Consider the following 13453-nt stretch of genomic DNA (forward strand, 5'->3'; position numbering starts at 1 on the left):
GCCAGGCTCAGGATCGTGTCCTGCGCCTTGGCGTGCAGGATCAGGCGGGTCGAATCCGCCTTGGGGTCGCAGCCGACGATCAGGATCCGATGACCCATCTCGGCGAGCGCCGCGAGCGTGTTCTGCGACGTCGTCGATTTGCCGATGCCGCCCTTGCCGTAGAATGCGATTTGTCGAAGTGATGACATTCTGCTCTCCATCAACCGATTGCCAATGTCGCGCCCGCGCTGCTCGCGAGGCGTGACCGCGTCCTCTGTGTGTCCGAACCGGCAGACGGGTTATTGGGAAGGAGAGCATCGCTCGTCCGAAGCGTCGGCGTGCACTCAGCCCTCAACCATTGCCTGAGCCCAGTTTTGCAACGGCTGTGCCAGAGCTTTGGAATCGTTAAAAAGGCCATGTTTTGAAAGAGATGCGGCCAAGCTCGGCGCTAGGATGGACTTGTTGCAAATCCGACATCGGGGGTTTTCACCCGACGCTCCCGCGCCGTGCTGTCCGAAACGACACATGCCGCCGCGGCTCCGAGCGGCGCTTCCGTAGAGAACACCGCGGAGCGCTCGCGGGGGGCCGGTCAGGAGCGGCGGTACGGAGTTTGCTTGATGCAGATCAAACCCGCTTTCGAACGGGCCAGCAGGAGTACTTTTGATGGCGAGCAAGGCGCGCGTCTTTGTCATTGAAGCCGATCAGGTGATCCGCTCGGCGCTCGGCTACATTCTCAGTGAGCGTCACGAGACCTTCACCTTCGCGGAGACCGCCGATGCTTTGACCAAGGCGGCACGGACCTCGCCCGACGCCGTCCTCATCGGGATGAGCATCTTGGAGGACGACGGCGCCGAGACGGTCGGCATGCTCGCCCGGAAGATGCATCAGGCCGGCATCATCGTGGTCGCGGGATCGACCCGGTCGCCGCTCGCGCTGGCCGGCCTGCGGCATGGCGCGGAAGCCATCATCGCCAAGCCAATCACCTTCGACGGCGTCACGCACGCGGTCGATTCCGTGCTGGCGCGGCGCGGCAGCGAGCCGGACATGACGGCATAGCTGGCCCCGCATCTACGGAGATCGGCCGATGACGAGGAGAGGATGATGTTGAGGATGACCCAGACTGCGACGCCGGGGATACCGGACATCGAGGACATCGTCGAGAATTTCGCGCTGCTCGACGACTGGGACGACCGCTACCGCTACGTGATCGAGCTCGGCCGCGGCCTGCCGCCGCTGCCTGACATCGACCGCAATGATGGCAACAAGGTGCAAGGCTGCACCAGCCAGGTCTGGCTCGCCACCACCGTGCGGCACGACGCCGCAACGCCGGTGCTGCATTTCGTCGGCGACAGCGACGCGCACATCGTGCGTGGCCTGGTCGCGATCCTCCTGGCGATGGTCTCCGGCCGCACCGCGCCGGACGTTCTCGCCGCCGATCCGATCGCCCTGTTCGAGAAGCTGGGCCTGCGCGAGCATCTCACGCCCCAGCGCTCCAACGGCTTCCGCTCGATGGTCAGCCGCATCAAGGCCGATGCGCAGGCGGCGATGGCTGCGGCGGCGTAGGTTTTGATTTGTTGCTTTGATGAAGCCGCTATAGCGCGGCACACTCAGTCTTCGCCTCTCCCCGCGTGCGGGGAGAGGCCGGATTGCATCGAAGATGCAATCCGGGTGAGGGGGACTCTCCGCGAGTCTGGTGCGTGTGGGGAGTCCCCCTCACCCCAACCCTCTCCCCGCAAGCGGGGCGAGGGAGCGCACCGCCAGCTTGGCGAATGCTCGATTCCAACTCGCCAGATGCGAGTCAGTAGGAACTCTGCCAGGACGGAGCGAGTGCTCTTAAGAGAAAAACTCCTGTGCCTTCTTCAGCGCACGGACCAGCACATCCACCTCGTCGCGCGTGTTGTACATCGCGAACGACGCGCGGCAGGTTGCGGTGACGCCAAAACGCTCCAGCAGCGGCATGGCGCAATGGGTGCCGGCGCGGACCGCGACGCCGGAGCGGTCGATGACGGTGGCGAAGTCGTGGGCGTGGGCGCCCTGCATCTCGAACGAGACGATGGCCCCCTTGTCGGCGGCGTTGCCGATGATGCGCAGCGAGTTGATTTCGCGCAGCTGCTCGGTGGCGTAGGTGACGAGATCATGCTCATGCGCCGCGATGCGCTGCTTGCCGATCGAGGCAACGTAGTCGATCGCGGCGCCCAGCCCGGCGGCCTCCACGATCGGCGGCGTGCCCGCCTCGAAGCGGTGCGGCGGATCGCCGTAGGTGACCCGGTCCCGCGACACCTCGCGGATCATCTCGCCGCCGCCGTTGAACGGCGGCATCGCCGCCAGCAGCTCACGCTTGCCGTAGAGCGCGCCGATGCCGGTCGGGCCATAGATCTTGTGCCCGGTGATGCAGTAGAAGTCCGCGTCGAGATCCCTGACGTCGACCTCCATGTGCACGGCGGCCTGGGAGCCGTCGATCAGCACCGGAATGCCGCGGTCATGCGCGATGCGGATGACCTCCTTGACCGGGACCACCGTGCCGAGCACGTTCGACATCTGCGTCATCGCCACCATCCTGGTGCGCGGCGTCAGCAGCTTCTCGAACTCGTCGAGCAGGAAGTTGCCGTCGCCGTCGACGGGAGCCCATTTGATCACGGCGCCCTGCCGCTCCCGGAGGAAATGCCAGGGGATGATGTTGGCGTGGTGCTCCATGATCGACAGCACGATCTCGTCGCCCGGCCCGATCCGCTCGCGCCCGAAGGTCTGCGCCACCAGATTGACCGCCTCGGTGGCGCCGCGCGTGAAGATGATCTGCTCCGGACTTTCGGCATTGAGGAACGTCGCGACCTTGGCGCGGGCGCCCTCGTAGGCCTCGGTGGCGGCGTTCGCGAGATAATGCAGGCCGCGATGCACGTTGGCGTATTCGGACGTGTAGACCTGGTTCATCCGGTCAAGCACCGCCTGCGGCTTCTGCGCTGACGCGGCGTTGTCGAGATAGACCAGCGGCTTGCCGTGGACCTGCATGCCGAGGATCGGGAAATCCGCGCGGATGCGGCCAACGTCGTAGCCGCTTCCCTGCACCGCTGCATGCATCACCTACTCCCGTTGTCCGAGCCAGCCCAGCATCGCCTCCGTCAGCGCCGCCCGCACGCTCTCATTGGCGGCGCCCTCGATGATCTCGCCGACGAAGGCCTGGATCAGCAGCGCCTTGGCTTCCTTCGGCGGAATGCCGCGCGCCATCAGATAGAACAGCAGCTCGTCATCGATCGCGCCGGTCGTGGTGCCGTGGCCGCATTGCACATCGTCGGCGAAGATTTCGAGCTCCGGCTTGCTGTCGGCTTCGGCCTCGTCGGACAACAGCAGCGCCCGTGACATCATCTTGGCGTCGGTCTTCTGCGCGCCGGGGCTGACCGTGATCTTGCCCTGGAACACCGCGCGCGCGGTGTCGCCGACGACAGCCTTGATGGTCTCGCGGCTCTGGCAGTTCTCGGCGGCATGCTCGATCGCCAAGGTCGTGTCGGCATGCTGGGCGCCGGACAGCAGCGATCCGCCGCGGATGTCGGCTACGGTGCCCTCGCCCGCGATGTGCACGAACAGCTGGTTGCGCACCAGGCTGCCGCCGGCGACGAAGCCGAGCTGATTGAAGGTCGCGCGCGCGCCGATATTGGCGAGCAGCGAGGAGATGTGCAGCGCGCTGTTGCCCTCCCGGGTCACCTTGACATGGTCGATCCGCGCCTCGTCGCCGACGACGAGCTGCATCGCGGTGTTGACCTGATATTCGCTGCCGTCGGGCCCCTGATGCGACTCGACGATGGTGGCGCTGGCCCCAGTTCCGATATTGACCAGCGACCGCGTGTACATCGAGGTTGCGACCCAGTTCGTCGTGACGAACGCGACGTGGATTGGCCGGCTCAGCGCCGTGCCCGGCGCCACCAGGATCACGACGCCATTGGCAGCCAGCGCGGTGTTGAGCGCCAGCGCCGGATCGTCGTCCGGCACGACCGGACCGAGCCGCTGCGACAGCAGCGGCTTGTCGGCCGCGAGCGCGTCGGCCATCGGCTGGATGGTGAGGCCGGGCCCGAGATCGGCGAGGTCGGACAGCTCGGGCACGAAGGCACCGTCAACGATCATCAGCTTGCGGAAGCCAGTGCCCGCGAACAGGTCGCTCGCCTCGCGCGCCTTGGTCTTGGCGGCGTCATCGGGCAGCGAGGCCAGCCGCTTGGCCTCCTTCATCTGCGTGCGCAGATCGGTGTAGCGCCACGCCTCGACGCGCCGATGCGGCAGGCCGACCGCGTTGAAGCGGTCAAAAGCGGCGGCGCGCACCGCCGTGATCTCCTCGCCGCCCGGCAGATAACGGCGGGCGCCCTGGTACAGATCGGCCAGCCCGAGCTCGGCCTTGGTCTTGCGGATCGCGACGCCCATGCTCGTGCTCCGCCCTACGCCGCTTCGCTCTGATACTGGGCGTAACCGGTCGCCTCGAGCTCGCGCGCGAGGTCCGCGGTCCCGGTGCGGACGATGCGGCCCGCCGCGAAGACGTGAACGATGTCGGGCACGATGTAGTCGAGCAGCCGCTGATAGTGGGTGATGACGATCATGCCCCGCTCGGCCGAGCGCAGCGCATTGACGCCGCTGGCGACCACCTTCAGCGCGTCGATGTCGAGACCGGAGTCAGTCTCGTCGAGCACGCAGAGCGAGGGCTGCAGCAGCGCCATCTGCAGGGTCTCGTTGCGCTTCTTCTCGCCGCCGGAGAAGCCGACATTGAGCGGCCGCTTCAGCATGTCGGCGTCGATGTTGAGCGTCTTGGCGATCTCGCGCACGCGCTTGATAAGATCCGGCGACGACAGCTCCTCTTCGCCGCGCGCCTTCCGCTGGGCGTTGAAGGCGGCCCGCAGGAACGTCAAGGTCGCGACACCCGGGATCTCCAGCGGATATTGGAACGCCAGGAACACGCCCTTGGCGGCGCGCTCATCGGCCTCCATTGCCAAGAGGTCCTCGCCGTTGAGATAGACCTCACCGGCGGTGACCTCGTAGCCGGGCTTGCCGGCGAGCACGTAGGACAGCGTCGACTTGCCGGCACCGTTCGGCCCCATGATGGCGTGGATCTCGCCCTTGTTCACGGTCAGGTCCAGGCCCTGGATGATCTTCCGTCCGCCGGCGATCTCGGCATGGAGCCCCTTGATTTCGAGCAAGGCCGTCATCGAACACTCCTTGTGATGTTGTCGCCGCGCGACGCCGTCATCCAACCGAACCTTCCAGCGAGATCGAGATCAGCTTCTGCGCCTCGACCGCGAACTCCATCGGCAGCTGCTGCAGCACGTCCTTGACGAAGCCGTTGACGACGAGCCCAACCGCCTCTTCCTGCGACAGACCGCGCTGGATGCAGTAGAACAGCACGTCCTCAGAGATCTTGGACGTCGTCGCCTCGTGCTCGAACACCGCCGACGAGTTCTTGGCCTCGATGTAGGGTACGGTGTGCGCGCCGCATTTGTCGCCGATCAGCAGCGAATCGCAGGCGGTGAAGTTGCGGGCGCCAGAGGCCTTGCGATGGGCGCTGACGAGGCCGCGATAGGTGTTCTGCGACTTTCCGGCGGCGATGCCCTTGGAGATGATCCGGCTCGACGTGTTCTTGCCGAGATGGATCATTTTGGTGCCGCTGTCGACCTGCTGGAAGCCGTTGGAGATCGCGATCGAGTAGAACTCGCCGCTGGAATTGTCGCCGCGCAGGATGCAGCTCGGATATTTCCACGTGATCGCCGATCCCGTCTCGACCTGGGTCCAGGAGATCTTGGAATTGGTGCCGCGGCAGTCGCCGCGCTTGGTGACGAAATTATAGATGCCGCCGACGCCCTCCGAATTGCCAGGGTACCAGTTCTGCACCGTCGAGTACTTGATCTCGGCATCATCCAGCGCGACCAGCTCGACCACGGCGGCGTGCAGCTGGTTCTCGTCGCGCTGGGGTGCCGTGCAGCCCTCGAGATAGGAGACGTAGGCACCCTTGTCGGCGATGATCAGCGTGCGCTCGAACTGGCCGGTGTTGCGCTCGTTGATGCGGAAATACGTGGACAGCTCCATCGGGCAGCGCACGCCCGGCGGGATGTAGACGAACGAACCGTCGGAGAACACCGCCGAGTTGAGCGTCGCGAAATAATTGTCGGTCGTCGGCACGACCGTTCCGAGATATTTCTGCACCAGGTCCGGATGCTCGCGCAGCGCCTCGGAGATTGGCATGAAGATCACGCCGGCCTTCTTCAGCTCCTCCTTGAAGGTCGTCGCCACCGAGACCGAATCGAACACGGCATCGACCGCGATCTTGCTGCGCGGCGTGGCCGCCTCGCCATCGGCGTCGGCTTCCGCGCCTCCAGCCGGGCGCTCGACGCCTTCGAGGATCTCGACCTCGCGCAGGGGAATGCCGAGCTTCTCGTAGGTCTTGAGGATCTCCGGGTCGATCTCGTCGAGCGAGGCCACCTTCTTCTTCGGCTTCGGCGCCGCGTAGTAATAGAGATCCTGATAGTCGATCTTCGGGTATCCGACACGCGCCCAGCTCGGCTCCGTCATGGTCAGCCAGCGGCGATACGCCTCCAGCCGCCATTCCAGCATCCAGGCCGGCTCGTTCTTCTTGGCCGAGATGAAGCGGATGGTGTCTTCCGACAGCCCCTTCGGAGCCTTCTCGGATTCGATGACGGTCTCGAACCCGTAGCGATATTGATCGACGTCGATGCCCTTGACCCGATCAATGGTCTCCTGAACCGCTGCCATCTCTCACTCCGCTTGCAATGTTTCCGCCGCGGCCCGCGTCAAGCGGGGACGCAGGTGTCCGGCACCGGACAGACGGCGGCGCATTGCGGCGCATCGAAGTGGCCCTCGCACTCCGTGCACTTCTTCGGATCGATGATGTACATGTCGTTCTTGAGCCGAATGGCCGCATTCGGGCACTCGAACTCGCAGGCCCCGCAGACCGTGCATTGTGAGGCGATGATCTTGTAGGCCATGTGCAGCTCCCCGCGATCCGTGCGACATCGAGCGATGTCATTCGCGCGATATCTTTCAAGCGCCGTGCCAGAGAGCATTTGGTTGATTTCTAAGGAGGATTCTAAACGTCGCAGGTCGCGGCGAGCTGTCGCTCTCCCGACAGCATGTCGCAAGTGCGACAGGGCGGGAGCAGCGTGTCGTCGGAGTCGAGGTCTCACTGCGCAATTGTCCGATGTCACCTCGCGCGCGAACGCCGGTCGTGACCCAGGTCGCTCCTCCGTCATTCCGGGGCGTGCGCAGCACGAGCCCGGAATCCACCGTGCGGCAGATCGCGCGGCGAAATGGATTCCGGCTCGTCGCGCTTCGCGCGTGCGTCGCCCCGGAATGACGGAGGAGATTGGGGCAACGCCGGAGCGTCAAAGTCCAAACGAAGAAGGGCGCGCTACTGCGCGCCCTTCGATCCCATCAAGCCGCGCCGCTCAGAACCGCTTGACCTCGATGTTGTGCTTCTTCAGCGCGTAGCCGATCTGACGCGGCGTGAGGCCGAGCAGGCGGGCGGCCTTGGCCTGGACCCAGCCGGACCGCTCCATCGCCTGCACGATTCGGTCGCGCTCCGGCACGGCGCCGCCCTCCGAACTATCGGAATACTCGCCGTCATCGGCATCGATCGCCGGCAACTCGACGGGAGCCTCGACCGGCGCCGAGGTCCGCGGCAGGATCGGCAGCGGCACGATCGGCTGGCCGCGCGGCGGCGGCGGGGTCACCGTGTTGCCCTTCCACAGGATCGCCGACATGCACTCGTTGCGGCTGCAGGCGAAGTCGTCCATACCGATCGCCGAGCCCGTCGCCATGGTCGCGGTCCGTTGCACGCAGTTCTCCAGCTCGCGCACGTTGCCGGGGAAGCCGCAATGCATCAGCACCTCGATCGCGCTGACGTCGAACGTCAGATCGCGCTCGTTCTCGCAATTGAAGCGGCGCAGGAACTCGCGCGCCAGCTGCGGAATGTCGCTGCGACGCTCGCGCAGCGGCGGCAGTTTGATGGGCACCACGCTGATCCGGTAGTAGAGGTCGGCGCGGAACTCGTTGCGCGACACCGCCTCCTCGAGGTTGCGGTTGGTGGCGGTGACGATGCGGACATCGACCTTGATGGTCTGGTTGCCGCCGACGCGCTCGAACTCCTGCTCCTGCAACACCCGCAAGAGCTTGGCCTGGAACGCCGGCGAGATCTCGCCGATCTCGTCGAGGAACAAGGTGCCCTTGTCGGCCAGCTCGAAGCGGCCTTTGCGCGCGTTGATCGCACCGGTGAAGGCGCCCTTCTCGTGGCCGAACAGCTCCGACTCCAGCACCGTCTCCGGCAATGCGGCGCAGTTGATCTTGATGAACGGCCGCTTCGCGCGATTGGACAGTTCATGGATCGCCTTCGCCACCAGCTCCTTGCCGGTGCCGGATTCGCCCCGCAACAGCACCGGCGCATTCGACTTGGCGACGACGTTGATCTTTTCCAACAACGCGCGCAGCGCCGGGCTGTCGCCGACGATGCCGTCGACCAGCACCTTCTTGCGATCCTTCGGCGCCGGCTTCAGCTCCGACAGCTCCTTCTGCAGCCGGTGGCTTTCCGCCATCAGCCGCTCGCGGTCCCGCGCGACGACCCGATGAAGCTTGATGGTCTGGCCGATCAGGTTGGCGACCATGGTCAGGAAGCGGACGTCGGAATCGAGCCGGAACACGGCGCGGCCGTCCCAGACACGGTCGATCGTCAGCGTGCCGACGACGCGCTGGTCGATGCGGATGGGAACGCCGAGGAAGGAGACGCGGGTGTCGGCGCAGGCGCCGAGCGTGACCGCGTCGGCGGCGCTGAAGGCGGGATGATCGGCGACGTTCTCCGCGATCAGCGGCACGGCGGTGGCGACGATCTGGTCGATCGCCTTCTGCGGCAGACGTTCGCGATAGCGCTGATCGCTGCCTTCGCTCCACCCGGCCCCGACTGCGAGATCGGGAATGCCGTCATCGGCGAGCAGCGACACCACGCCGTGGCGCATCTGCATGAAGGACTGCAGCAGGTTGACGACGTTGGCGAGGGTGATCTCCAGCCGCGTCGGCGCGGCGAGGATTTTCGAGATTTCGAAAATTCCGGTCAGCGCGATCTCGCTGAGCGGGATCGGCGCGGCGTTGGACCTGACGTCCTGAGCTTCGACCTGACGTGCTTCCGTTTGGACCATGGTCGCTTCTCTGATCGTCACGAACGCCTTGGTGAAGCCGCCCGTGATTGTAGGTGTTCTAACATCCTCCCTTAACTGCAGATGATTGTCGTGCCTAACTTTGCTGCATTGCCGCAGAAGTAGTGTGCAACGGACAGGCTAGAAAAGCTGCAGGCTTTCATGATGTTAACAAATTAGTTTACACCCGTCGCGATGCGTGCATTGCACGTCCGCACGGGCGGCAAAACGGTGCGCCTGACGATTTCGCGTTGTCTACTCGACACCTGATAGCTGCGCATCCGCCGGCCTGTTTGCGACCGGATCGCAACGGACGACACCTGAACACCAACTTTCCACTTGCGGCCCGCCGCTCGTCTCCTTGCGGCCAGCCACGGCATGACGCGTTCACATCCGCGTGTCGGCCGCGCGCGGCGGTGATCAACCTAGAGGTGCTGCCCCCCATTGATCTGAATCTCCTCGCCGGTCACGTAGCTCGCCGCATCCGAGCACAGGAAGAACAGCACCTTGGCGACCTCTTCCGGCGCGCCGATCCGGCGCATCGGAATCAGCGGCGAGAACCGCGCCTCGGTCTCCGGCGACACCATCTCGGTCTTGATCTCGCCTGGGGCGATGGCGTTGACGCGGATGCCATGCGGCGCGAAATCGTGCGCCATCTCGCGGGTCAGGCAGGCGAGCGCCGCCTTCGAGGTCGCATAGGCAGTGCCCGCAAACGGATGGACGCGGGTGCCGACGATCGACGTCACGTTGACGACCGCGCCCTGCCCGCGCTTCAGCTCCTCGAACAGCCCGCGCGCGAGCAGGATCGGTCCGAGAAAGTTGACGTGAAAGACGGTCATCCAGGTCTCGACCGAGGTCGCGAGCGAATCCAGCCGGCCACCGTCCTCGGCCTTCGGCGAGATCGCCGCATTGTTGATCAGGGCATGCAGCGGCGCGCCGTCGAGCCGCTGCTTGATGTCGGCAATCGCACGCGGGATCGCCTTGCGATCGCTCAGATCGACCTGGACGTGGTTGTCGGGACCGGCGTCCCACGGACAGCGGCCGCCGTCGAACGGCTGGCGCGAGCAGGTGATGATGCGCCAGCCGGCGTCGGAGAACAGCTTTGCGGTCGCATGACCGATGCCGCGCGAGCCGCCGGTCAGCACGAGCGTTTTCTGCTCGGCGCGCGCGGGCCGCTCGGCGGCCGCCACGTCTCGATGGAACGGGCACGCCGTGATGGTCTGAGCCGCCTCCATGGCGGGATCGCGGACGTCCTGGTCGAGATCGAGGCTCACCTCATCCGTCCTGATCCTGCGCCGCAACGCCACCAGGACGCCGGCTGCCAAGCTTCGGCTGCTGCCTTTGCCGCAGACGTGATCTGGGCGCAGGCTCCGTAACGATCGGAAATACCAGGGGTATCGCCATGCGCTGGTTGTGCAGATTCCGGGCCAGCGAAAACGGCGGGCAAAGCAGCTTTTCCTGTCGGGTTCGCGACAGATTGGCGGGTTCTGGACACATCCAGCGTCGGCTTTTGTGCCGCGTCCTTTGCAGGACCTTCACAGAGCGATCGTTTTCAGAACGATGCCTGATGGTCCAACTCTTGCTCCACGGATCTGATCATTCGAACTGGAAGACCGCTTGTCAGTCGCACGACCGACAGCCACGAGACGCCAACACCGTATGGACCAGGACATGGGGACGAATGCAGTGCGCTTCGCCGTGGTCCTCGGGACCAACGATGTCGCGTCGGCGATCGGCGTGCATCTGCATCGTGCGGGCTTCTGCGTGGTGCTGTCGCATGATCCCAATCCGCCGGTCATGCGCCGTAAGATGGCGTTTCACGACGCCCTGTTCGGCGACACGGTCCGCATCGAGAACGTGACGGGCGAGCGCATCGAGAGCACGATGGAGGTGTTCAAGGCGCTCGGCAATCCCCGGCACGTCCTTGTCACTCCACTCGGGTTGCTCGATCTCCTGCCGGTCCGTACCATCGACGTCCTGATCGACGCGCGGATGCAGCGGCGCGCGGTGACCCCGAATTTGCGCGGCATGACGCGGCTCTCGATCGGCATCGGTCCGGGCTTCTCGCCATCAGCCAATTGCGATATCGCAATCGAGACTCGGCCGGGCCGGCTCGGCCAGATCGTGCGCGAGGGCTGGACGCTGGCAACGGATGACGTCGGCGCGCTCGTCGGTGTCGAGCGCCTGGTGCATTCGCCGCATGAGGGCCGATGGCATACCCCGATCGAGATCGGCACGCGCATCTACAAGGGCTTCGTGATCGGCCATCTCTCCGGCGCACCGGTCACGGCCCCCTATGACGGCATCCTGCGCGGCATCGTCCGCGACGGCAGCGACGTGCCGGCCGGCGTCGCGCTCGCCGAGATCGATTCCCGCGGCCGTCATGCGCAGTGGACCGGGATCGATGCGCAGGGACAGGCGCTCGCCCAGGCGACGTTGGCCGCAATACGGCTGCACGCCGCGAACCGCATCGGGACGACCGCAAGCGTGCCCGCGCATCAGGTCGCTTCGAACGATTCTGACTAGCCCGCGCCGTGCGCGCCGACCTTGGCATCCCGGTTGCTTATCGTTTGCAGGAGCGAGCAACAGCCATGATCATCTGTTCCTGCAACGTCATCAGCGACACGGCCATTCGCGACATCGTCACGGCGGCCGACATCGTCTTCGGCTCGCCGGCGCAAGTGTATGATTGTCTCGGCTGCACGGTCCAATGCGGCCTCTGCTCGCGCTCGGTGAAGCGGATTCTCGACGAGCGGCAGGGTGATACGGCCGCTGCGGCGGTGTGGCCGGTGCAGGCCGAGCCCGCGCCGTGCGCGATGATGTCCGCCGCGTAGCACCGGCATGCGTATGACGTGCCGACGCACGGACTTGTCGGATATCGGACAAATGCGACAGCAGACGATGTGCACTGGTCCTCAGATGAACGGCTTGCCGCCGGTGACGGCGACCGTCGTCCCTGACGTGTAGCTCGACAGGGGATCGGCGAGCATCACATAGGCGGTGGCCAGCTCGGCCGGCTGGCCGGGGCGCTTCATCGGCACCTGCTGGCCGAACGTCTTCACCTTTTCCTCCGGCATGGTCGAGGGGATCAATGGCGTCCAGATCGGACCAGGCGCCACCGCGTTGGCGCGGATGCCCTTCTCGGCCAGCATCTGGGCGAGACCCGCGGTGAAGTTCTGGATCGCGCCCTTGGTGGTGGCGTAGGCGAGCAGCGTCGGATTGGGCATGTCGGAATTGACCGAGGCCGTGTTGACGATCGCGCTCCCCGGCTTCATGTGCGGCACGGCCGCCTTGGCGAGATAGAACATCGCATGGATGTTGGTGCGGAACGTCATCTCCCATTCTTCGTCCGAGATGTCGCCGATGTCGCTGAACGTCGCCTGATGGGCGGCGTTGTTGACGAGAATGTCGACGCCACCGAGCTCATCGACGGCGCGCCGGATGATGGCCCTGCAATGCGCGGGGTCCTGGATGTCGCCGGGCATCAGCACCGCCTTGCGGCCCTCCTTCTCGACCAGCGCTTTCACTTCCCTGGCATCATCGTGCTCCTGCAGGTAGGCGATCAGGATGTCGGCGCCCTCGCGCGCATAGGCGATCGCGACCGCACGGCCGATGCCGCTGTCGCCGCCGGTGATGACGGCCTTCTTGCCGGTCAGTTTTCCCGAGCCCTTGTAGCTGGCCTCGCCATGGTCGGGCCGCGGCTGCATCGCCGCGGTCGTTCCCGGCATGGCCTGTGACTGCGGCGGAAACGGCGGTTTGGGATGATGATCGGACATCTTGATCTCCTGCAGGTTGCTGCAGCTTCAATCGCAGCGCCGCGGCGGCGTTCCTGCTGCCGCGGCGCGCGGATCGCGCGGAACGTGAGCACACCGCGCGCATTGCCCTGATGCGAACAGCGAGAGGATCAGGCGACGGCAAAAGACCTCCCCATCAACGGACGCGAGCCCGACCGCTCCGAGGACGACATCCAGCGCGATCGGCTCGGCCCGCGCGGCGTGCCGGGCGCAGCGGATCCGGCGAAGATGACACCGCAGCGCGACAAGAAGACGCCGGATGATGTCGATCCGGGTCACACCGCGTGACGGCACGGGTCCCCGTCAACGGAGAGACGCCTTCATCTCCTCCTTGTTCATCTCATCCTTGCTGAGGCAATACGGGCCATGGTCCCGGCTGCGGCCGCCCCTCCCTCCTTCCCTTGAAGGGGGGGAGAGGGAGCGCTGCGGCCCGCAACGACGGCCGGGTTGAACGAGGCCTTCCTCAACCCTGCCGGAGTTCATCGATCGCGCGAGAGCGGCCCACCTCCGCCC

At 65.5% G+C, this 13453-nt stretch carries 13 protein-coding genes; 4 read left to right on the forward strand and 9 right to left on the reverse strand.

Annotated features, from left to right (window positions below):
- The coding region (locus ACQR0W_RS21500; protein ID WP_434840757.1) for an AAA family ATPase at positions 1 to 188 on the reverse strand (188 nt) is incomplete at its 3' end.
- A 454-nt stretch (positions 189 to 642) separates the two neighbouring features.
- Between ACQR0W_RS21500 and ACQR0W_RS21505 the strand changes: the two genes are divergently transcribed.
- Complete coding sequence (locus ACQR0W_RS21505) at positions 643 to 1035, forward strand: response regulator (protein WP_316169749.1); 393 nt, start codon at positions 643 to 645, stop codon at positions 1033 to 1035.
- A gap of 45 nt (positions 1036 to 1080) precedes the next feature.
- Positions 1081 to 1542 carry a SufE family protein gene (locus ACQR0W_RS21510; RefSeq protein WP_316169750.1) on the forward strand — a complete coding sequence of 154 codons (462 nt, stop codon included), beginning with the start codon at positions 1081 to 1083 and terminating at the stop codon, positions 1540 to 1542.
- Between the two features lie 270 nt (positions 1543 to 1812).
- On the opposite strand, the gene ACQR0W_RS21515 is transcribed toward ACQR0W_RS21510, so the two are convergent.
- The 7 genes from ACQR0W_RS21515 to ACQR0W_RS21545 form a co-directional block, all read right to left on the reverse strand.
- Positions 1813 to 3054, reverse strand: a complete 1242-nt coding sequence (locus tag ACQR0W_RS21515) for a cysteine desulfurase (protein WP_316169751.1) — start codon at positions 3052 to 3054, stop codon at positions 1813 to 1815.
- Between the two features lie 3 nt (positions 3055 to 3057).
- Complete coding sequence (sufD, locus tag ACQR0W_RS21520; RefSeq protein WP_316169752.1) at positions 3058 to 4383, reverse strand: Fe-S cluster assembly protein SufD; 1326 nt, start codon at positions 4381 to 4383, stop codon at positions 3058 to 3060.
- 14 nt (positions 4384 to 4397) lie between these two features.
- Positions 4398 to 5159 carry a Fe-S cluster assembly ATPase SufC gene (gene sufC, locus ACQR0W_RS21525; RefSeq protein ID WP_315752830.1) on the reverse strand — a complete coding sequence of 254 codons (762 nt, stop codon included), beginning with the start codon at positions 5157 to 5159 and terminating at the stop codon, positions 4398 to 4400.
- Between the two features lie 37 nt (positions 5160 to 5196).
- Complete coding sequence (gene sufB, locus ACQR0W_RS21530; RefSeq protein ID WP_315768880.1) at positions 5197 to 6717, reverse strand: Fe-S cluster assembly protein SufB; 1521 nt, start codon at positions 6715 to 6717, stop codon at positions 5197 to 5199.
- A gap of 38 nt (positions 6718 to 6755) precedes the next feature.
- Positions 6756 to 6950: a 4Fe-4S dicluster domain-containing protein gene (locus tag ACQR0W_RS21535; protein WP_008961670.1), complete on the reverse strand. Its 195-nt coding sequence runs from the start codon at positions 6948 to 6950 to the stop codon at positions 6756 to 6758.
- Between the two features lie 459 nt (positions 6951 to 7409).
- A complete protein-coding gene (gene nifA, locus ACQR0W_RS21540; RefSeq protein WP_316169753.1) occupies positions 7410 to 9149 on the reverse strand; it encodes a nif-specific transcriptional activator NifA in 1740 nt (579 codons plus the stop codon).
- 422 nt (positions 9150 to 9571) lie between these two features.
- The gene (locus ACQR0W_RS21545; RefSeq protein ID WP_315752827.1) at positions 9572 to 10420 is read right to left on the reverse strand and encodes an SDR family NAD(P)-dependent oxidoreductase; all 849 of its coding nucleotides are present in this window, start codon (positions 10418 to 10420) and stop codon (positions 9572 to 9574) included.
- Positions 10421 to 10817: 397 nt separating this feature from the next.
- Between ACQR0W_RS21545 and ACQR0W_RS21550 the strand changes: the two genes are divergently transcribed.
- Together ACQR0W_RS21550 and ACQR0W_RS21555 are read left to right on the forward strand one after the other, a co-directional pair.
- Positions 10818 to 11672, forward strand: coding sequence for a xanthine dehydrogenase (locus ACQR0W_RS21550; RefSeq protein WP_315752826.1), 855 nt, complete (start codon positions 10818 to 10820; stop codon positions 11670 to 11672).
- A gap of 65 nt (positions 11673 to 11737) precedes the next feature.
- The gene (locus ACQR0W_RS21555) at positions 11738 to 11980 is read left to right on the forward strand and encodes a (2Fe-2S)-binding protein (RefSeq protein ID WP_315752825.1); all 243 of its coding nucleotides are present in this window, start codon (positions 11738 to 11740) and stop codon (positions 11978 to 11980) included.
- Positions 11981 to 12061: 81 nt separating this feature from the next.
- On the opposite strand, the gene ACQR0W_RS21560 is transcribed toward ACQR0W_RS21555, so the two are convergent.
- On the reverse strand, positions 12062 to 12922 hold the full coding sequence (locus ACQR0W_RS21560; protein WP_315713174.1) for an SDR family oxidoreductase: 861 nt from the start codon (positions 12920 to 12922) through the stop codon (positions 12062 to 12064).
- Positions 12923 to 13453 lie beyond the last annotated feature (531 nt).

The sequence above is a fragment of the Bradyrhizobium sp. HKCCYLRH1034 genome, assembly GCF_051168375.1.
Lineage (GTDB): Bacteria > Pseudomonadota > Alphaproteobacteria > Rhizobiales > Xanthobacteraceae > Bradyrhizobium.

Bases quoted from the DNA above. Each gene is read 5' to 3' on its own strand.
- ACQR0W_RS21510 (WP_316169750.1), top strand. From the start codon at position 1,081: ATGTTGAGGATGACCCAGACTGCGACGCCGGGGATACCGGACATCGAG.
- ACQR0W_RS21505 (WP_316169749.1), top strand. From the start codon at position 643: ATGGCGAGCAAGGCGCGCGTCTTTGTCATTGAAGCCGATCAGGTGATC.
- sufD (WP_316169752.1), bottom strand. From the start codon at position 4,383: ATGGGCGTCGCGATCCGCAAGACCAAGGCCGAGCTCGGGCTGGCCGAT.
- sufB (WP_315768880.1), bottom strand. From the start codon at position 6,717: ATGGCAGCGGTTCAGGAGACCATTGATCGGGTCAAGGGCATCGACGTC.
- sufC (WP_315752830.1), bottom strand. From the start codon at position 5,159: ATGACGGCCTTGCTCGAAATCAAGGGGCTCCATGCCGAGATCGCCGGC.
- ACQR0W_RS21560 (WP_315713174.1), bottom strand. From the start codon at position 12,922: ATGTCCGATCATCATCCCAAACCGCCGTTTCCGCCGCAGTCACAGGCC.
- ACQR0W_RS21515 (WP_316169751.1), bottom strand. From the start codon at position 3,054: ATGCATGCAGCGGTGCAGGGAAGCGGCTACGACGTTGGCCGCATCCGC.
- ACQR0W_RS21550 (WP_315752826.1), top strand. From the start codon at position 10,818: ATGGGGACGAATGCAGTGCGCTTCGCCGTGGTCCTCGGGACCAACGAT.
- ACQR0W_RS21535 (WP_008961670.1), bottom strand. From the start codon at position 6,950: ATGGCCTACAAGATCATCGCCTCACAATGCACGGTCTGCGGGGCCTGC.
- ACQR0W_RS21555 (WP_315752825.1), top strand. From the start codon at position 11,738: ATGATCATCTGTTCCTGCAACGTCATCAGCGACACGGCCATTCGCGAC.
- nifA (WP_316169753.1), bottom strand. From the start codon at position 9,149: ATGGTCCAAACGGAAGCACGTCAGGTCGAAGCTCAGGACGTCAGGTCC.